Below are 19,705 nucleotides of genomic sequence, written 5' to 3' on the forward strand. Positions count from 1 at the left end.
TCGCCCTACAAGGATGGCGTTTTCAGGCAACTCGAGCTTTGTAGGAGCGGCTTTAGCCGCGATCACCCGCAAAGCGGGTGTCAGAGACAGCGGCGCTTGCATCGCGGCTAAAGCCGCTCCTACGGTGAGATCGCATAAAAGCCATTGTCGTAACCAGGACACTCACACCAACTTGTGCTCCATGGCGTACTTCACCAGCTCCGCCAGCGAGTTGACCTTTAGCTTCTGCATCAGCCGCGCCTTGTGGGTGCTGATGGTCTTGCTCGACAGCGCCAGTTGCAGGGCGATGTCGTTGACGTTGGCTCCCTGGGCCAGGCGCTCGAACACCGAGAATTCGCGCTCCGACAGCAGCGTGTGCAGCGGCCGGGTTTCGGTCAGGCCCACCTCGAACACCATGCGGTCGGCCAGGGCCGGGTCGATGTAGCGACCTCCCCCCGCCACCCGGCGGATGGCCGTGAGCAACAGCGCCGGGTCGCTGTCCTTGGTCGCATAGCCCGCCGCACCGGCCTTGAGCGCCCGCGCCGCCATCTGCGCCTCGTCATGCATCGACAGCATCAGGATCGCCGGCGGGTTGTTCAGCGCGCGGATCCGCGGGATCGCCTCCAGGCCATTCACCCCAGGCATGGAGATATCCAGCAGTACCACCTCGCAGGGCGTGTGGCGCAGGGTCTCCAGCAACTGCTCGCCATTGCCCGCCTCGCCCGCCACCTGCATGTCCTTGGCCAGGCCGATCAATTGCTTGATGCCTTCCCGGACGATGGTGTGGTCTTCCGCCACCAGCACTCGAATCACGATTGTCTCTCCTGCTTCAAAGGAATCGCCACGCTCAGGCTGGTGCCCTCGCCCGGCTCGCTGTCCAGGCTCATGCTGCCACCGTGCATCAGCACCCGCTCACGCACACCCACCAGGCCGAACGAAGTCGGCCGCGCCGCCTCCATGGCAAACCCCACACCGTCGTCGATCACGGTCATGCGCAACTGCCCGGCCTCGTGAACCAGCTCGATCTGCACCGTGTGCGCCTGGGCATGGCGCATGACGTTGGTCAGCGCCTCCTGCAAGATACGGAACAGGCCAATGGCCTTGGCATCGCTCAAGGGTGGCAGATTGTCCGGCACCTGCACCAGACAGGGGATCTGCGTGCGTGCCTCGAAACGCCGCGCCTGCCACTCGATGGCCGAGGCGATGCCGGCGTCGAGGATCGGCGGGCGCAGGGCCGTAGCCACGTCGCGCACCAGCTGGAACAACTGGGCGATCAGGCGCTTCATGCTGGCCAGGCGCTCGTTGAGGGCGGGGTCCAGTTCGGCGAACGCCAGCTCGCACATCGACACTTCAAGTTTGAGCACCGTGAGCATCTGCCCCAGTTCGTCGTGGACCTCGCGGGCAATCCGCGCTTTCTCCTCTTCGCGCACGCTTTCCAGGTGCGCCGACAATTCGCGCAATTGCTCCTGGGAACCGGCCAGTGCCAGCTCGGCCTGCTTGCCTTGGGTGATGTCCCAGACCACGCCGTCCCACACCATGCGCCCATCGGCCAGGCGGCGAGTGGTCGCCTTGATGTCGGCCCAGCGCTGCTCGCCCTGGCGGGTGAGGATACGGCCCTGCCAGGACCAGTCCTGATCGCTGGCCAAGGCCAGGTCCTGGACCCGATGGTAGTCGGCGCGATCCTCCGGGTGGACCAGGTTGCGCAGCCCCATCTGCGGGTGCTGGATCGCCGCCGGGGTGTAGCCGACCAGCGCCTCGCTGCCTTCGCTGATATAGGGAAATTCCGGGTCGCCTTCGGCCGGATCGCGCTCCAGGCGAAACACCAGCCCCGGCACGTTGCCAGCGATACCCTTGAGCCGCGCCTCGCTTTCGCGCAGCGCGGCCAGGTCGCGCCGGCGCTCGGTGACATCGGCGAGGAACACCACCAGGTACTCGGCGTCGCGAAAGCGCAGGAACGACAGCGACAACTCGACCGGGAACAGGCTGCCGTCGGCGCGCCGACATTGGCTTTCGAACTGCTGCTCGCCGCCATCTCCGGTACGGGCACGCTTCCACAGTTCCAGCCAGCGGTCCATCTTCAGATTCGGCTCGATAACGACCAGCGGCAGCTCCAGCAGCGCCCCCTCGGCAAAGCCCAGCATGCGCTCGGCGGCATGGTTGGCGTAGCGCACATGGCTGTCCCAGTTGACCCAGAGGATGCCCACCGTGCTCTGGTCGATGGAAAACTGACTCAGGCGCAAAGCCTCCTCACGCACCTGGCGCTCGACCAGGCTTTCCCGAGCCGCGAGCAACCCGCGCTCCAGGCCGCGCTGCTGACGACGCTGCCAGGCCAGGGTCGCCAAGGCGCACAGCAGCAGCAGGCCGAACAGCAAGGCCAGGTTCTGCCAGAACCCGGCGGATTCGGAGAACCGTGGATACCTGGGCTGCAACCAGCGCTGGTGCATCTGCTCCAGGGTCTTGGCCGGCAGGGCCTGCAAGGCTCGCTCGAGAACATCGGCCAGCACTGGCCAATCGCGCCGTGAGCCGACCCGCAGCAACTGCGGCAGACCGATATCACCTACCACCGCGAGGTCGGCGAACTCGCCTTCGCGCGACAGCCGGCTGAGCTGCGCCTCGTCCAGCACGGCGAAGCCGGCCTGCCCGCCCAACACCAACTGCAGGGCCTCGCGCTCGTCGGGTACACCCTGCAGGTTCAGATTGCCGTAGTTGCCGCGCAGGTAATCCGCCAAGGTACCGGGCATGCGTACCGCCACGCGTTCATTGCCGTTCAGCTTTTCCAGTTCCACGGCTACCGCGCCGCTGCGCATGCCTACCACCAATTGCGGCACACGCATGTAAGGGTCACTGAACAACCACAGCCGCAGGCTGGTTGGCGTTTGCATCAGGCCTGGGGCGAAATCGATCTCGCCCGCCTGCAAGGCATGCTCAAGGGCGGCCTGGTCGGCAAAGCCGCGCCAGGTCAAATCCAGACCCAACGCCTGGGACAAGGCGCCGACCAGTTCCACGTTCGCCCCGTAGAACTGCTGCAGGCGCCGGTCGAACTGGGCATAAGGGGCCTGCAATACCAGGCCGACGCGCAAGCTGCGGTGTTCGTCCAGCCATTGCTGCTGGGCTGGATCCAGCACCACGGCGGGCGGCGCCTGCGGCTTGGCCAGGACGATCAAGGGTAGACACAACCAGCCGATAACCCACAGGCAACGCACTCGCTTCATCTCTACGCTCGTCTTGGCAATGACGGCCACCTGGCGTGGCCGTCGCGGGCAAATACCATTAGGCTGCCGGTATGATTCTGGCCTTGGATTGATCGATGTTCACACTTTATCGCACGACGCTGGCAATGTTCTGCCTGGCTTCGGCCCTGCCGTTCGCGGCTCAGGCCGACGACGCCGAGAAACCCGAAGCGCCCGCCGAGGCGGCCGCGTCCGCCCCCGCTCCGCGCCCACCGCTGCTCGAGCGTAGCCAGGACGATGCCCTGGCCCTCGAGCGCCAGGTACCCAAGGCCGAACAGCAGACTTTGCAGGCCAATGGTGAAAGCTTCCTGGCGCTGTGGAAACCGGCCAACGACAGCGATCCGCAAGGCGCGGTGATCATTGTCCCGGGCGCGGGCGAAAGCGCCGACTGGCCCACCACCGTTGGCCCGCTGCGTCGCGGCTTCCCCGATGTCGGCTGGAGCACCTTGAGCCTGAGCATGCCCGACCTGCTGGCCGAGCGCCCACAGGCGCGGGTCGAGGCCAAGCCTGCAGTCGAACCGAAAAAACAGGACGGCGAGTCGGCTCCGGCCAAGGACACGCCCGCCGATGCCAACGCCAACGTTGCCCAGGCGACCGCACCAGAAGCGGATACCGCCGAAAGCACCGACGCGGTCGAAGCCGATGAACACACCAGCGAGGAGGACGCCGAGCGAATCTTCGCCCGCCTCGACGCCGCCGTGGCCTATGCCCAGCAGCAGAAGGCGCGCAGCATTGTGCTGCTGGGCAGCGGCAGCGGCGCATACTGGGCCGCACGTTATCTCAGCGAGAAGCAGCCGCCCCAGGTGCAGAAACTGGTGATGGTCGCCGCGCAGACACCGGCGCGGGTCGAGCATGACCTGCTGAGCCTGACGCCGACCCTGAAGGTGCCGACCGCCGATCTCTACTACGCCACCCGCACAGCCGATCGGCTCGCTGCCCAACAGCGTCTGCAGGCCAGCAAGCGGCAGAAGAGCAGCCTGTACCGACAGCTTTCGCTGATGGCCGTGCCTGGCAACAAGGCGGCGGAGCAGGAACAACTGTTGCGTCGGGTGCGCGGCTGGCTGACGCCGAAGGCAGAGTAAGTAAGAATGACCGCGCCTGCCTACCCCGGCAGGCGCGGTCTTGCCCGCAATGGCGCTACAAGCCCCGCCGCTTGCGGATCATGGCATAAGCCTGATGCAGCTCGCGGGTAAGCTCGGTCGCCTCGCGCACCTTCGCTTCGCTGGCGCCACTGCCCACCAGCTTGTCCGGATGATGCCGACTGAGCAGGCGCCGATAGGCCTGTTTGACCTTGTCGGCCTCGGTGTCCGGCTCCACCCCCAGCAATCTCAGCGCCGCCGCATAGGTCATGACACCGCCTTCGAGCGATGAACGTCGCGGCTCATACTCCAGCGACAAGGCCTGCACCTGGTTGCGACTGAGCCCCAACTGCTGGCCCCAGCCCAGCAACAGGTCGCGTTCCTGCCGCCCGGCCTTGCCGTCGGCCCAGACCATGCGCCAACAGGCGCGCAAGGTACCTTCGGCGCCGTGGGGCTGCACCCTGATGCGGCGCAGGTAGTGCCCCAGGCGCTCCTTGCCCGACTTTCCGCGGTTGAACGCGGCAATCGCTCGCATCCGAGCAGGTTCCGCCAGGTCCAGACGGGACATCTCTTGTCGCGCCTGCTGGATGTGACCCTCGACAACCCGGCCATCACTCTTGGCCAAGCGGCCGAGCAATACGAACAACAACTCCTCGTCACGCAGCGCCGGGCGCCCGCCCAGGCGCTCGCGCACGTCCTCCCAACCCTGCAGCCGCAGGCGCCGATCCATGGCCTGGCCCAGCAGCGCCCCCAGCAACGCACCGGGGATGCTGGCCACGGCGAAACCGGCACCGGCACCAATCACTGTGCTCGGCCACCACATATCAGGCACGCTCCCCGATCAGGCGCTCGACTTCGGCCAGGCGCTCGAGGGTGCCGACATCGATCCAGTGCCCACCATAGTGCTCGCCGCTCACCCGCCCTTCGGCCATGGCGCTGCGCAACAGGGGGGCCAGTTTGAATGCGCCGGGCTGGCAACCTGCGAACAGCGCCGGGGCCAGTACCGAGATACCGCTGAAAGTCAGCGTTCCCGGGGCGTCATCGCCATCGCTCACCTGCCCGTCCGCCAGGCGGAAGTCGCCACGGCCGTGGTGGCCGGGGTTGTCCACCAGCACCAGATGCGCCAGGCCGTACGACGGCGCATCAAGGCCGGTGAAATCGTAGTCGGTCCAGACATCGCCGTTGACCAGGATGAACGGCGCATCACCCAGCAGCGGCAGCGCCTTGAAGATCCCACCACCGGTCTCCAGCGGCTCGCCCTCCGGCGAATAGCTGATCGTCAGGCCAAAGCGACTGCCATCGCCCAGGTGATCTTCGATCTGCTGACCGAGCCAGGCGTGGTTGATGACCACCTCGCGAATACCTGCACGGGCCAGCGCCTCGAGGTGGTACTCGATCAACGGCTTGCCGGCGACGGGCACCAGCGGCTTGGGCGTATGCAGGGTCAGCGGGCGCATGCGCTCGCCCTTGCCTGCCGCCAGGATCATCGCCTTCATGAACGCGCCTCGGCCTGGAGTTCGGCAATCAACTGACCCAGCTCGGCCAGCTCAGGCCGGCGACTGATCACTTCATCTATATAAGCAAAGAAACGCGGCACGTCGGCCAGGTAGCGAGGCTTGCCGTCGCGATGGCAGATGCGCGCGAAGATACCGATCACCTTGAGGTGGCGCTGCACCCCCATCAGGTCGCTGGCACGCTGGAAAGCATCGAAGTCTGCCTGTACCGGAATACCGGCGGCCTGCGCCTTGTGCCAGTAATCACGCAACCAGTCCTCGACGCGAGCCTGGGGCCAGCTGAGGAAAGCGTCCTTGAACAGGCAGGTGATGTCGTAGGTGACCGGGCCATAGACCGCATCCTGGAAATCCAGCACGCCTGGGTTTGGCGCACTGTGCATCAGGTTGCGCGGCATGTAGTCGCGGTGCACCAGTACCTTGGGCTGGGCCAGGGCACTGTCGATCAGCAGCTGACTGACCCGTTGCCAAGTGGCCTGCTGCGCTTCGCTGAGGCTCAGGCCAAGTTCGCGACCCACATACCACTCGGGGAACAACTCGACCTCACGGCGCAGCAGGGCGACATCGTAACTGGGCAGTGGCGCGTCCAGCGGCAAGCGCTGGAACGCCAGCAACGCATCGATGGCGTCGGTGAACAGGGCATCGGCATTGCCCTGATCAATGATGTCCAGGTATGTCTGGCGACCGAGATCTCCCAGCAGCAGGAAACCGCGCTCCAGGTCCTGGGCATGGATGACCGGCACGTTCACGCCCGCCGTGGCCAGCAGATGGTCGATGTCGACGAACGGGCGGCAGTTCTCCTGGGGCGGCGGCGCATCCATGATCACGAAGCTGTGCCCGGCCCCCTCCCAGCGGAAGTAGCGGCGGAAACTCGCATCGCTGCTGGCGGCGGTCAGGCTGCCGGCGGGCACTTCGCCCCAGGCATTGGTGCGGAACAGGTTTTCCAGCTGCCCGGCAAGCCAGGCGGTCAGTTGTTGCAGGCGTACATCGTGATCGGGCATTACAAGGGTTCTCCGACGGCCCTAGCCGTCAAGCGGGTCATGCTTTATTATCCAGCATCTTTTTCAGACCATCGAGAGGCGTGCGGCCCCCACACGCGGGCAGATGGCACGCAGGAAGCCCGGACTAATAAGATGGCATTGAAATCCCCCGCGTTTCGTAGAAAGTTTCCGTTGCTCGTGACTGGCGGTTTGCTGGCCCTGCAACCCCTGGCCACGTCGTACGTGGTGGCGGCCGAGCAGTTCGACTGCCAAGTGTCCGCTTCCGGTGGCTGGGACTGCAAGCCCAAGACCGCTGCCAACCTGCCTCCGCGCCCGGTACACCCGGGCGCTGCCGCTGCCAGCTCGGGCACCGACGCGACGGGCGAAACCGTCGCGGTCGAAGCCGACAAGCCGATGCTGGTCACCGAGGCCAAGGGCCGCGGCCTGAAGTCGCGCAGCGAAGACTACAGCCACCTGGACTGGGTGCCGCGCGAGAAGCTCACCGCTGCGCAACTGGCCGAGACCGGCCCGTACTGCGGCGGCGCCTATATCGAGCCGAACCGTCCGGGCATGAACGACTCCACGCCCAAGGACGAGTCGCCGACCTACATCAATGCCAAGGTCTCCAAGTACCAACAGGAACAGCAGATCGCCACCCTCGCCGGTGACGTGGTCATGCGCCAGGGCAGCATGCAGGCCGAAGCCGACGAAGCCAACCTGTACCAGACCGAGAACCGTGGCGAGCTCAAGGGCAATGTCAAGATTCGCGACAATGGCTCGCTGGTGGTCGGCGACGAGGCGCAGATCCAGCTCGACACCGGCGAAGCCCGGGTCGACAACGCCGAATACGTGATGCACAAGTCGCATATCCGCGGCAGTGCCCTGTATGCCAAGCGGGCGGAAAACGCCATCATCCGCCTCAAGGACGGTACCTATACCACCTGTGAGCCGGGCAGCAACGCGTGGCAGCTCAAGGGCAACAACATCACCTTGAACCCGGCGACCGGCTTCGGCACGGGCACCAACGTCACGCTGCGGGTCAAGGATTTCCCGGTGTTCTACACACCGTACATCTACTTCCCGATCGACGACCGTCGCCAGTCCGGCTTCCTGCCGCCGTCGTTCAGCTCCAGCAGCGACACCGGCTTCATGCTGGTCACGCCGTATTACTTCAACCTGGCGCCTAACTACGACGCCACGTTGTACCCGCGCTACATGGCCAAGCGCGGCATGCTGATGGAAGGTGAGTTCCGCTATCTGACCAAGTCCAGCGAAGGTCAGTTCGGTGGTGGTTTCCTGAACGATCAGGACGACGACCGCGAGAAGCAGACGGACTACAAGAAAGACCGCTGGATGGTCAACTGGCAGCACAAGGGCGGCCTGGACGAGCGCCTGATGGCCGAGGTGGACTACACCGACATCAGCGATCCGTTCTACTTCCAAGATCTTGAGACCGATCAGATCGGTGTGCAAAGCCGTGACTACATCAACCAGCAGGGTGCTCTCACCTATCGCGGCGACACATACAACGCCAAACTGGATCTGCATGCCTACGAACTGGCGACCATTTCGCAGATCACGCCTTACGATACACTGCCTCGGATTAGTCTTAACGGGATCCTGCCATACAAGCCGGGCGGTCTGGATTTCGCCTATGAGACAGAAGCCGTGCGGTTTGATCGCGATCTGAAGAATGACTTCGTCCTGGACAAGGACGGCAACCCGGATGTGAGCGCCGGCCTTCCAGGTCGCCGTCTCGACGAAAACATCTTCGGGGTCGCCCGCGCCAACGGCACACGACTGAATCTGGCTCCTTCTGTCAGCCTTCCGATGGAAGCCAGCTATGGGTACATCACGCCCAAGTTGAAGTACGTCTACACCCACTACGATCTAGACTTGGACAGCAAGGGCAAGCAGGATCTAATCGATTTTCCTGAGCGGCTCGCGACCTACGGCGACTTCAAGAGTAATCAGAATCGCGACATTCCCGTTTTCAGTGTCGACAGCGGCCTGTACTTCGATCGCGATACTCAACTGTTCGGCACCCACTACCGCCAGACCCTCGAACCACGGCTGTTCTACCTCTATGTCCCGTATAAGGACCAGACGGATATTCCGATCTTCGATTCCGGTGAGACGCTGTTCAGCTATGGCTCATTGTTCCGCGACAACCGCTTTGCCGGTCCTGACCGCATCGGCGATGAGAATAAGCTGTCGCTGGGCGTGACCAACCGCTGGATCGAAGACAATGGATTCCAGCGCCAACGCTTCAGTATTGGCCAGGCCTTCTACTTCAAGGATCGCAAGGTACAACTTCCAGGTATCGATTATCGTACTCGCGAGGACAGCAAATCCGATGTCTCGCCATACGCCTTGGAATACGAATACGCCTTCAACCGCGACTGGCGCTTCAACTCGGACTTTAACTGGGATCCGGACAGCCGTAGCACCCGCTCTGGCAGTGCAATGTTCCATTACCAGCCTGAGGACAACCCGAACAAAGTTGTCAATCTTGGATATCGCTACCGTAACGACATGATCACTTATGATCAGTTGACCGGAACCTGGAAAGTGGGTGGCGGTGACTACGGCACACCGGGCGCGCCCGGCTATATCAAGGATTACTACAAGATCCAGCAGCACGACTTCTCGGTCATCTGGCCGATCGTGCCGCAATGGAGCGTCATTGCGCGCTGGCAGCATGATTACAACCGTAATCGCACGCTGGAAGCGATGGGTGGCTTCGAGTACGACAACTGCTGCTGGAAGCTGCGCCTGATCAACCGTTACTGGATGGACTACGACGACTTCAGCCAGGCCGTCCCGAGCAACGAAAAAGGCGACCACGGCATCTTCCTGCAGATCGTGCTCAAAGGGCTCGGTGGTGTAGTCGGCAACAAGGTCGAATCGTTCCTGGACCAAGGCATTCAAGGTTACCGTACCCGTGAAGAGCAAGCTTATTGATCGTCTGCGCCCGCTGATGCTGGGCGCCGCAATGCTGAGTGGCGCGGTGCATGCCGCGGTACAACCCATCGACCGTATCGTGGCCACCGTCGACAACGACGTGGTCATGCAGAGCCAACTGGACCAGCGCGTTCGCGAAGTGCAGCAGACCATCGCCAAGCGTGGCGGCGGTGTGCCACCCACCAGCGCGCTGGAACAGCAAGTGCTGGAACGCCTGATCGTCGAAAACCTGCAGCTGCAGATCGGCGAGCGCTCGGGCATCCGCATCACCGATGAAGAGCTCAACCAGGCCGTCGGCACCATTGCCCAGCGCAATGGCATGTCACTGGAGCAGTTCCGTGCCGCCCTGGCCCATGATGGCCTGTCGTACGATGACGCCCGCGAGCAGATCAAGCGCGAGATGATCATCAGCCGTGTGCGCCAGCGCCGCGTGGCCGAGCGCATTCAGGTCTCCGAGCAGGAAGTGAAGAACTTCCTCAACTCGGACCTGGGCAAGATGCAGATGTCCGAAGAGTACCGCCTGGCCAACATCCTCATCCCGACCCCGGAAGGCGCCAACTCGGAGGCCATCCAGGCCGCCGCGCGCCAGGTAGGCGATGTCTACCAGCAGCTCAAGCAAGGCGCGGACTTCGGCCAGATGGCAATCGCTCGCTCGCGCAGTGAAAACGCCCTGGAAGGCGGCGAGATGGGCTGGCGCCAGGCCGGCCAGCTGCCACCAGACTTCGCCAAGATGCTCAGCAGCATGGCGGTCGGCGATATCACCCAGCCGATCCGCATCCCCACCGGCTTCATCATCCTCAAGCTGGAAGAGAAGCGCGGCGGGAGCCAGAGCGTGCTGCGCGACGAAGTGCATGTCCGCCACATCCTGATCAAACCGAGCGAAATCCGCAGCGAAGCCGCCACCGAGCAACTGGCCGAGCGCCTGTACGACCGCATCCAGAACGGTGAAAATTTCGCCGATTTGGCGAAAAGCTTCTCGGAAGACCCGGGTTCGGCGCTCAACGGCGGCGATCTCAACTGGGTCGATCCGAACAGCCTGGTACCCGAGTTCCGCGAGCAGATGGCCAGCGCCGAGCAAGGCGTGGTGACCAAGCCGTTCAAGACCCAGTACGGCTGGCATGTGCTGGAAGTGCTGGGCCGCCGCGCCACCGACAGCACTGAACAGGCTCGCGAGCAGCAGGCCATGAACGTCCTGCGCAACCGCAAGTACGACGAAGAGCTGCAGAACTGGCTGCGCCAGATCCGCGACGAAGCCTACGTTGAAATCAAGCTGCCTGGCGCCGACCAGGTCGCCCAGTGAAACCCCTGCGCTTCGCCGTCACCCCCGGCGAGCCAGCCGGCATCGGTCCCGACCTGTGCCTGCTGCTCGCCGCCGATGTCCAGCCCCACCCTCTGATCGCCATCACCAGCCGTGACCTGCTCGCCGAGCGGGCCACGCAGCTGGGCCTGGCCGTCAAGCTGATCACGGTTGTGCCGACCGCCTGGCCGGAGCAAGCGGCTCCCGCCGGCAGCCTGTATGTCTGGGATACCCCCCTGGCCCGCCCGGTGACAGCCGGGCAGCTGGACAAAGCCAACGCCGCATTCGTCCTGGAAACCCTGACCCGTGCCGGGCAAGGCTGCCTGGACGGGCACTTCGCCGGGATGATCACCGCGCCGGTGCACAAGGGTGTGATCAACGAAAGCGGTATCGCCTTCTCCGGGCATACCGAGTTCCTTGCCGACCTCACCCACACCACGCAAGTGGTGATGATGCTGGCCACCCACGGGCTGCGCGTGGCACTGGTGACCACCCACCTGCCCCTGCGCGATATCGCCGAGGCCATCACCAGCGAGCGCCTGGAGCGCGTCACCCGCATCCTGCATGCGGACATGCGCGACAAGTTCGGCATTGCCAACCCACGCATCCTGGTCTGCGGGCTCAACCCGCATGCCGGAGAAGGCGGCCACCTGGGCCGCGAAGAAATCGACATCATCGAGCCGGCGCTGCAGCGCCTGCGTGCCGAAGGCATGGACCTGCGCGGCCCGCTGCCGGCCGATACCCTGTTTACCCCCAAATATCTGGAGCACTGCGACGCGGTGCTGGCGATGTACCACGACCAAGGCCTGCCCGTGCTCAAGTACAAGGGCTTCGGCGCTGCGGTCAACGTGACGCTGGGCCTGCCGATCATCCGCACATCGGTCGACCACGGCACCGCCCTGGACCTGGCCGGTACCGGCCGGATCGACACCGGCAGCCTGCGCGTCGCCCTGCAAACCGCCTACCAGATGGCCGAGAACCGACCATGACCGAGCAATACCAACACCGGGCGCGCAAGCGCTTCGGCCAGAACTTCCTGCATGACGCCGGAATCATCGACCGCATCCTGCGGGCGATCAACGCCAAGGCCGGCGAACACCTGCTGGAGATCGGCCCAGGCCAGGGCGCCCTGACCGAAGGCCTGCTGGGCAGCGGCGCGCAGCTGGACGTGGTCGAGCTGGACAAGGACCTGGTGCCGATCCTGCAACACAAGTTCGCCGGGCGCGACAATTTCCGCCTGCACCAGGGTGATGCCCTGAAGTTCGACTTCAATCAGCTGGGTGTGCCCGAGCGCAGCCTCAAGGTGGTCGGCAACCTGCCCTACAACATCTCCACCCCACTGATCTTCCACCTCCTGGCCCATGCCAACCTGATCCGCGACATGCATTTCATGCTGCAGAAGGAAGTGGTCGAACGCATGGCCGCAGGCCCTGGCGGCGGCGACTGGGGCCGCCTGTCGATCATGGTGCAGTACCACTGCCGCGTGGAGCACCTGTTCAACGTCGGTCCGGGTGCCTTCAACCCGCCACCAAAGGTGGACTCGGCGATCGTGCGCCTGGTGCCGCACGAAGTGCTGCCCTACCCGGCCAAGAACCCCAAGCTGCTGGAGCACGTGGTACGCGAAGCCTTCAACCAGCGCCGCAAGACCCTGCGCAACACGCTCAAAGGCGTCCTCGACAGCCAGGCCATCGAGGCTGCTGGCGTGGATGGCAGCCTGCGACCCGAGCAGCTCGACCTAGCCGCCTTCGTGCGCCTGGCCGACAAGCTGGCCGAACAACAGAGCTGAGCAAGCGCCCGCTTCCATCGTGGGAGCGGGCTTGCCCCGCGATCAGGGATAACTGGCCTCTACCCCCGCCAATGGCCTAGACTGCGTTATTGCGTCAGTTCGCCCAAGGCCCTTGCATGTCCGACCCCCGCTACCAGATCGACGTCAGCGTCGTGACCCGCTACCTCAAAGAACAATCCGACCCCGATAACAGCCGTTTCGCCTTCGCCTACACCATCACCGTGCACAACAACGGTACGGTCAAGGCCAAGCTGATGTCCCGCCACTGGCTGATCACCAACGGTGACGGCGAAGTCGAGGAAGTGCGCGGTGCCGGTGTGATCGGCCAACAGCCGCTGATCGAACCAGGCCAGAGCCACACCTACAGCAGCGGCGCCGTGATCAGCACCCGCGTCGGCACCATGCAGGGCAGCTATCAGATGTTCGCCGAAGACGGCAAACGCTTCGACGCCCCGATTGCCCCGTTCCGCCTCGCCGTGCCCGGGGCGCTGCACTGATGGCCACCTACGCCGTCGGGGACCTGCAAGGCTGCCTGCAACCACTCACGTGCCTGCTCGAACGCGTGCGCTTCGACCCGGCCGTCGATCGCCTGTGGCTGGTAGGCGACCTGGTCAACCGCGGCCCCGAGTCCCTCGAGACCTTGCGTTATCTCTACTCGATCCGCCATGCGCTGGTCTGTGTGCTGGGTAACCATGACCTACACCTGCTGGCCGCCTGGCACAACGTCGAGCGCCTGAAGAAGAGCGACACCCTGCGCGAAGTCATCGAAGCCCCGGACGCCGACCAGCTGTTCGACTGGCTCCGCCAGCAGAAACTGCTGCACTACGACGAAGCCCGCGGCATCGCCATGGCCCATGCCGGTATCCCACCACAGTGGACCCTGGGCAGAGCGCTGGAGCTGGCCGCAGAAGTCGAAGAGGTGCTGCGCGACGACAGTCGCCTGAAGCTGTATCTGGACGGGATGTACGGCAACGAACCGAACAAGTGGAGCAAGGATCTGACCGGCGTCGAACGCCTGCGAGTGATCACCAACTACTTCACCCGCATGCGTTTCTGCACGGCCACCGGCAAGCTCGACCTCAAGAGCAAGGAAGGCGCCGACAGCGCGCCCAAAGGCTATAAGCCATGGTTCGATCACCCGGACCGCCGCTCGCGCCATGTGAAGATCATCTTCGGTCACTGGGCCGCCCTCGAAGGCCGGGTCGACGTCCCCGGCGTGATTGCCCTGGATACCGGCTGTGTCTGGGGGGGCGCGATGACCCTGTACAATGTCGACAGCGGCGAATTCCACCGCTGCGACTGCACCCGCGAGGGCACCCCTCGCCCGCCGGCATCACTCAACGATCAGCCCTGAAGGAACCGCACCCATGAGCGAATTCAAGCGTATTACCCCCGAACAAGCCCAAGAGCTGCTCGCCAAAGGTGCGGTCGTGGTAGATATCCGCGAAGCACAGGTATTCGCCGCCGGCCACATTGCCGGCGCCATTCATCTGGATAATCATTCAGTCGCCGACTTCATCCGCGCCGCCGACCTGGACGCGCCTACACTGGTAGTCTGCTACCACGGCAATTCCAGCCAGAGTGCCGCCGCCTACCTGGTCGGCCAGGGCTTCTCCGACGTCTACAGCATCGATGGTGGCTTCGAACTGTGGCGTAACACCTACCCGGCGGAAACCGCCCAGGGCAGCGCCGAATAATTTTTTCATTTTTCCTGCAGCCCGCGCTTGGCGCGGGCTAGCGCCCGACCTGACGAACGGTCGTAGGCGTCTTCTCCGCTCCCCGCCCTTGACCTCTCGTATAACCAACTATCCTTAAGCCCAGGCCATCCAAAAAAGGGGAGAGCCGGTACACCGGCGTGCGGGTCATCGGTAGCGTTACAGGGTGTTCTGGGGGGTATACAGCAACCGGCAAAACCGGTTGCATGCCAGCATCGGCTGACTGATCCGGCGTCGTCTCCACGTATCGAGCGAGGTGACGTCATGAGCATTTTTAGCCACTTCCAACAACGTTTCGAGTCCACCCGCCAGGAAGAACTTTCGCTGCAGGAGTACCTCGAGCTGTGCAAAGAGGATCGCAGCGCCTATGCCTCGGCGGCCGAGCGGCTGTTGCTGGCCATCGGTGAACCAGAGCTGATCGACACCTCAAGCAACTCCCGGCTGTCGCGGATCTTCTCCAACAAGGTGATCCGCCGCTATCCGGCCTTTGCCGATTTCCATGGTATGGAAGAGTGCATCGACCAGATCGTCTCCTACTTCCGCCACGCCGCCCAGGGCCTGGAAGAGAAGAAGCAGATCCTCTACCTGCTGGGCCCGGTGGGCGGCGGCAAGTCGTCGCTGGCCGAAAAACTCAAGCAATTGATGGAAAAGGTGCCGTTCTACGCCATCAAGGGCTCGCCGGTCTTCGAGTCGCCACTCGGGCTGTTCAACGCCACCGAGGACGGTGCGATCCTCGAGGAAGAATTCGGCATTTCGCGCCGCTATCTCAATACCATCATGTCGCCCTGGGCCACCAAGCGCCTGCAGGAGTTCGGCGGCGACATCAGCAAGTTCCGGGTGGTCAAGCTCTACCCGTCGATCCTCAACCAGATCGCCATCGCCAAGACCGAACCAGGTGACGAGAACAACCAGGATATCTCGGCCCTGGTCGGCAAGGTGGATATCCGCAAGCTCGAGGAGTTTCCGCAGAACGACGCCGATGCCTACAGCTACTCGGGCGCGCTGTGCCGGGCTAACCAGGGCCTGATGGAATTCGTCGAGATGTTCAAGGCGCCGATCAAGGTGCTGCACCCGCTGCTCACCGCTACCCAGGAAGGCAACTACAACAGTACCGAAGGCCTGGGGGCGATCCCCTATACCGGTATCCTGCTGGCGCACTCCAACGAATCGGAATGGCACACCTTCCGCAACAACAAGAACAACGAAGCGTTCATCGACCGTATCTATATCGTCAAGGTGCCGTATTGCCTGCGCGTCAGCGACGAGATCAAGATCTACGACAAGCTGCTGATCAACAGCTCGCTGGCCAAGGCTCATTGCGCCCCCGATACACTGAAGATGCTCGCCCAGTTCACCGTGCTTTCACGCCTCAAGGAGCCGGAGAACTCCAACATCTACTCGAAGATGCGCGTCTACGACGGCGAGAACCTCAAGGACACCGACCCCAAGGCCAAGTCGATCCAGGAGTACCGCGACTCCGCGGGCGTCGACGAGGGCATGAACGGCCTGTCGACCCGCTTCGCCTTCAAGATTCTGTCCAAGGTATTCAACTTCGATCCGCATGAGATTGCCGCCAACCCGGTGCACCTGCTGTACGTGCTGGAACAGCAAATTGAGCAGGAGCAGTTCCCTGCCGAAGTGCGCGAGCGCTACCTGCGCTACCTCAAGGAGTACCTGGCGCCGCGCTACATCGAGTTCATCGGCAAGGAAATCCAGACCGCTTACCTGGAGTCCTACAGCGAGTACGGGCAGAACATCTTCGACCGCTACGTGCTGTATGCCGACTTCTGGATCCAGGACCAGGAGTACCGCGATCCGGAGACCGGCGAGATCCTCAACCGCATCGCCCTCAACGAGGAGCTGGAGAAGATCGAGAAGCCGGCCGGCATCAGCAATCCGAAGGACTTCCGCAACGAGATCGTCAACTTCGTGCTGCGCGCCCGTGCCAACAACAATGGCAAGAACCCCAGCTGGCTCAGCTACGAGAAGCTGCGGGTGGTGATCGAGAAGAAAATGTTCTCCAACACCGAAGACCTGCTGCCGGTCATCAGCTTCAACGCCAAGGCCAGCAAGGAAGACCAGCAGAAGCACAACGATTTCGTCACCCGGATGGTGGAGCGTGGCTACACCGACAAACAGGTGCGCCTGCTGTCGGAATGGTACCTGCGGGTCAGGAAATCGCAGTAAAAGCGGCACGCCCCGGGCGCCTGGCGGTGTGCCCCGGCACACCGCTGGCCCGTGGCGGCAGCGACTGCTTTTGCTTGCAGCTCGTAGCTTGAAGCTTGCAGCTGTACCCAGCTACCGGAGGGCCCATGAGCTACGTTATCGACCGACGCCTGAACGGCAAGAACAAGAGCACGGTCAACCGCCAGCGCTTCTTGCGGCGTTACCGTGAGCACATCAAGAAAGCTGTCGAAGAGGCCGTGAGCCGCCGCTCCATCATGGACATGGAACACGGTGAACAGATCAGCATCCCCGGGCGCGACATCGACGAGCCGGTGCTACACCACGGTCGCGGTGGCAAGCAGACCATCGTTCACCCGGGTAACAAGGAGTTCACCGCCGGCGAACACATCGCCCGGCCACAAGGTGGCGGCGGTGGCGGCGGGCGCGGCAAGGCTGGCAACTCCGGCGAGGGCATGGACGATTTCGTGTTCCAGATCACCCAGGAAGAGTTCCTCGAATTCATGTTCGAAGACCTGGAGCTGCCCAACCTGGTCAAACGCCACCTCACCGGCGCCGACACCTTCAAGACCGTGCGCGCAGGCATTGCCAACGAGGGCAACCCGTCGCGCATCAACATCGTCCGCACCCTGCGTTCGGCCCACGCCCGTCGTATCGCCCTGACCGGCAGCAGCCGCGCGCTGCTGCGCGAGGCGCAAAAGGAACTGGACCGGCTCAAGGTCGAAGAGCCCGACAACTTCACCGACATCCAGGATACCGAGGCCGAGATCGAGCGCCTCAAGGCGCGCATCAATCGCCTGCCCTTCCTCGACACCTTCGACCTCAAGTACAACCTGCTGATCAAGCAGCCCAACCCCAGTTCCAAGGCGGTGATGTTCTGCCTGATGGATGTCTCAGGCTCGATGACCCAGGCTACCAAGGACATCGCCAAGCGCTTCTTCATCCTGCTGTACCTGTTCCTCAAGCGTAACTACGACCGCATCGAGGTGGTATTCATCCGCCACCACACAAGCGCCCGCGAAGTGGACGAGGAAGAGTTCTTCTACTCCCGCGAGACCGGCGGCACCATCGTCTCCAGCGCGCTCAAGCTGATGCAGGAAGTCATGGCCGAGCGCTACCCGGCCAGCGACTGGAACATTTATGCCGCCCAGGCCTCGGACGGCGACAACTGGAACGACGATTCACCGATCTGCCGCGACATCCTCGCCAACCAGATCATGCCGCATGTGCAGTACTACACTTACGTCGAGATCACCCCACGCGAACATCAGGCGCTGTGGTACGAGTACGAGCGCATTGGCGAAGCGTTTCCCGACACCTTCGCCCAGCAGCAGTTGGTATCGGCCGGCGATATCTACCCGGTCTTCCGTGAACTCTTCCAGCGCAGGTTAGCCACATGACCGCCAGAGAGCAGAGACGCCAACCCATTTCCACCGGCTCCGAATGGACGTTCGAGCTGATCCAGACGTACGACCGCGAGATCAATCGCCTGGCCGCCCGCTACGCCCTGGATACCTACCCCAACCAGATCGAAGTCATCACCGCCGAACAGATGATGGACGCCTACGCCTCGGTGGGTATGCCGCTGGGCTATCACCATTGGTCCTATGGCAAACAGTTCCTCAGCACCGAGAAATCCTACAGCCGGGGCCAGATGGGCCTGGCGTACGAGATCGTGATCAATTCCGACCCGTGCATCGCCTACCTGATGGAAGAAAACACCATGTGCATGCAGGCGCTGGTGATCGCCCACGCCTGTTATGGCCACAACAGTTTCTTCAAGGGCAACTACCTGTTCCGCACCTGGACCGACGCCAGTTCGATCATCGACTACCTGGTGTTCGCCAAGCAGTACATTGCGCAGTGCGAGGAGCGCCATGGCATCGACGCCGTCGAGGACTTGATCGACTCCTGTCATGCGCTGATGAACTATGGCGTGGACCGCTACAAACGCCCCTACCCCATCTCCGCCGAAGAAGAACGCCGCCGGCAGAAGGAGCGTGAAGAGCATCTGCAACGGCAGATCAACGACCTCTGGCGGACCATTCCCAAAGGCGCCGAAAAAGGCGGCGACAAGGACGATGCGCGTTTCCCGGCCGAGCCCCAGGAGAACATTCTCTATTTCATCGAGAAACACGCGCCACTGCTCGAACCCTGGCAGCGCGAGGTGGTGCGCATCGTGCGCAAGATCGCCCAGTACTTCTATCCACAACGCCAGACCCAGGTGATGAACGAAGGTTGGGCGACCTTCTGGCACTACACGCTGATGAACGACCTCTACGACGAGGGCCTGATTACCGAGGGCTTCATGATGGAGTTTCTCCAGTCGCACACCAGCGTGGTGTTCCAGCCTGGCTTCGACAGCCCCTACTACAGTGGCATCAACCCCTATGCCCTTGGCTTTGCGATGTACACCGACATCCGTCGCATGTGCGAGCACCCCACCGAGGAAGATCGCCGCTGGTTCCCGGATATCGCCGGGAGTGACTGGCTTTCGACGATCAAGTTCGCCATGAGCAGCTTCAAGGACGAAAGCTTCATCCTGCAGTACCTGTCGCCCAAGGTGATGCGCGACCTCAAGCTGTTCAGCATCCTCGACGATGACCAGCGTGACGACCTGCTGGTCCCGGCGATCCATGACGAGGCCGGCTACCGCACCATCCGCGAGCAACTGGCCGCCCAGTACAACCTGGGCAACCGCGAACCCAACGTGCAGATCTGGAGCATCGATCGCCGCGGCGACCGCTCGCTGACCCTGCGCCACCAGCAGCACAACCGCAAACCCCTGGGTGATTCCACCGAAGAGGTACTCAAGCACCTGCATCGGCTGTGGGGCTTCGATATCCACCTGGAAACCGTTCAGGGCGACCAGGTGATGAAGACCCACCACATGCCGCCGCGTGGCGAGCACAGCGAGGCCGGCGACTACGGGCGCATGGACCTGGCCGTGGTGCACCACCTCTAGCCGCCATCACCTCCA

16 protein-coding genes are annotated in these 19,705 nt (G+C 63.2%); 11 read left to right on the top strand and 5 right to left on the bottom strand.

The window, feature by feature from the left end; translation table 11 throughout:
* Window positions 1-162: 162 nt before the first annotated feature.
* Window positions 163-795 carry a response regulator transcription factor gene (locus tag ABZO33_RS13020; RefSeq protein WP_172670942.1) on the bottom strand — a complete coding sequence of 211 codons (633 nt, stop codon included), beginning with the start codon at window positions 793-795 and terminating at the stop codon, window positions 163-165.
* Window positions 789-3,191, bottom strand: coding sequence for a PAS domain S-box protein (locus ABZO33_RS13025; RefSeq protein WP_414536367.1), 2,403 nt, complete (start codon window positions 3,189-3,191; stop codon window positions 789-791). Before ABZO33_RS13025 ends, ABZO33_RS13020 begins: the two co-directional genes overlap by 7 nt.
* A gap of 95 nt (window positions 3,192-3,286) precedes the next feature.
* On the opposite strand from ABZO33_RS13025, the gene ABZO33_RS13030 reads away from it, so the two are divergent.
* On the top strand, window positions 3,287-4,291 hold the full coding sequence (locus ABZO33_RS13030; protein WP_414536368.1) for an alpha/beta hydrolase family protein: 1,005 nt from the start codon (window positions 3,287-3,289) through the stop codon (window positions 4,289-4,291).
* A 55-nt stretch (window positions 4,292-4,346) separates the two neighbouring features.
* Here the strand turns inward: ABZO33_RS13030 and ABZO33_RS13035 are convergent, their stop codons facing one another.
* The 3 genes from ABZO33_RS13035 to ABZO33_RS13045 are packed head-to-tail and all read right to left on the bottom strand — an operon-like array spanning window position 4,347 to window position 6,800.
* Complete coding sequence (locus ABZO33_RS13035; RefSeq protein WP_414536369.1) at window positions 4,347-5,111, bottom strand: TerB family tellurite resistance protein; 765 nt, start codon at window positions 5,109-5,111, stop codon at window positions 4,347-4,349.
* A 1-nt stretch (window position 5,112) separates the two neighbouring features.
* Window positions 5,113-5,784: an N-acetylmuramate alpha-1-phosphate uridylyltransferase MurU gene (gene murU, locus ABZO33_RS13040; protein WP_414536370.1), complete on the bottom strand. Its 672-nt coding sequence runs from the start codon at window positions 5,782-5,784 to the stop codon at window positions 5,113-5,115.
* On the bottom strand, window positions 5,781-6,800 hold the full coding sequence (locus ABZO33_RS13045) for an aminoglycoside phosphotransferase family protein (protein WP_414536371.1): 1,020 nt from the start codon (window positions 6,798-6,800) through the stop codon (window positions 5,781-5,783). The genes murU and ABZO33_RS13045 overlap by 4 nt, the downstream gene beginning before the upstream one ends.
* Before the next feature lie 132 nt (window positions 6,801-6,932).
* On the opposite strand from ABZO33_RS13045, the gene ABZO33_RS13050 reads away from it, so the two are divergent.
* The 10 genes from ABZO33_RS13050 (at window position 6,933) to ABZO33_RS13095 (ending at window position 19,690) form a co-directional block, all read left to right on the top strand.
* The gene (locus tag ABZO33_RS13050) at window positions 6,933-9,743 is read left to right on the top strand and encodes an LPS-assembly protein LptD (RefSeq protein ID WP_414536552.1); all 2,811 of its coding nucleotides are present in this window, start codon (window positions 6,933-6,935) and stop codon (window positions 9,741-9,743) included.
* Entirely contained in the window at window positions 9,724-11,043 is a 1,320-nt protein-coding gene (locus ABZO33_RS13055) for a peptidylprolyl isomerase (protein ID WP_414536372.1), read from the top strand. The genes ABZO33_RS13050 and ABZO33_RS13055 overlap by 20 nt, the downstream gene beginning before the upstream one ends.
* The gene (pdxA, locus tag ABZO33_RS13060; protein WP_414536373.1) at window positions 11,040-12,029 is read left to right on the top strand and encodes a 4-hydroxythreonine-4-phosphate dehydrogenase PdxA; all 990 of its coding nucleotides are present in this window, start codon (window positions 11,040-11,042) and stop codon (window positions 12,027-12,029) included. Before ABZO33_RS13055 ends, pdxA begins: the two co-directional genes overlap by 4 nt.
* Window positions 12,026-12,826 (top strand): 16S rRNA (adenine(1518)-N(6)/adenine(1519)-N(6))-dimethyltransferase RsmA, encoded by an 801-nt coding sequence (gene rsmA / locus ABZO33_RS13065; protein WP_414536374.1) that lies wholly within the window; start codon window positions 12,026-12,028, stop codon window positions 12,824-12,826. The genes pdxA and rsmA overlap by 4 nt, the downstream gene beginning before the upstream one ends.
* Window positions 12,827-12,942: 116 nt before the next feature.
* Window positions 12,943-13,323, top strand: a complete 381-nt coding sequence (gene apaG / locus ABZO33_RS13070; protein ID WP_414536375.1) for a Co2+/Mg2+ efflux protein ApaG — start codon at window positions 12,943-12,945, stop codon at window positions 13,321-13,323.
* The gene (locus ABZO33_RS13075) at window positions 13,323-14,180 is read left to right on the top strand and encodes a symmetrical bis(5'-nucleosyl)-tetraphosphatase (protein WP_414536376.1); all 858 of its coding nucleotides are present in this window, start codon (window positions 13,323-13,325) and stop codon (window positions 14,178-14,180) included. Before apaG ends, ABZO33_RS13075 begins: the two co-directional genes overlap by 1 nt.
* A 13-nt stretch (window positions 14,181-14,193) precedes the next feature.
* Window positions 14,194-14,523 carry a thiosulfate sulfurtransferase GlpE gene (gene glpE, locus ABZO33_RS13080; protein ID WP_414536377.1) on the top strand — a complete coding sequence of 110 codons (330 nt, stop codon included), beginning with the start codon at window positions 14,194-14,196 and terminating at the stop codon, window positions 14,521-14,523.
* Between the two features lie 282 nt (window positions 14,524-14,805).
* Window positions 14,806-16,728, top strand: coding sequence for a PrkA family serine protein kinase (locus ABZO33_RS13085; protein WP_023629260.1), 1,923 nt, complete (start codon window positions 14,806-14,808; stop codon window positions 16,726-16,728).
* 125 nt (window positions 16,729-16,853) lie between these two features.
* Window positions 16,854-18,125, top strand: coding sequence for a YeaH/YhbH family protein (locus ABZO33_RS13090; protein WP_046857382.1), 1,272 nt, complete (start codon window positions 16,854-16,856; stop codon window positions 18,123-18,125).
* Window positions 18,122-19,690 carry a SpoVR family protein gene (locus tag ABZO33_RS13095; protein WP_414536379.1) on the top strand — a complete coding sequence of 523 codons (1,569 nt, stop codon included), beginning with the start codon at window positions 18,122-18,124 and terminating at the stop codon, window positions 19,688-19,690. Before ABZO33_RS13090 ends, ABZO33_RS13095 begins: the two co-directional genes overlap by 4 nt.
* Window positions 19,691-19,705 lie beyond the last annotated feature (15 nt).

Source organism: Pseudomonas sp. CAM1A, assembly GCF_047501685.1.
Lineage (GTDB): Bacteria > Pseudomonadota > Gammaproteobacteria > Pseudomonadales > Pseudomonadaceae > Aquipseudomonas.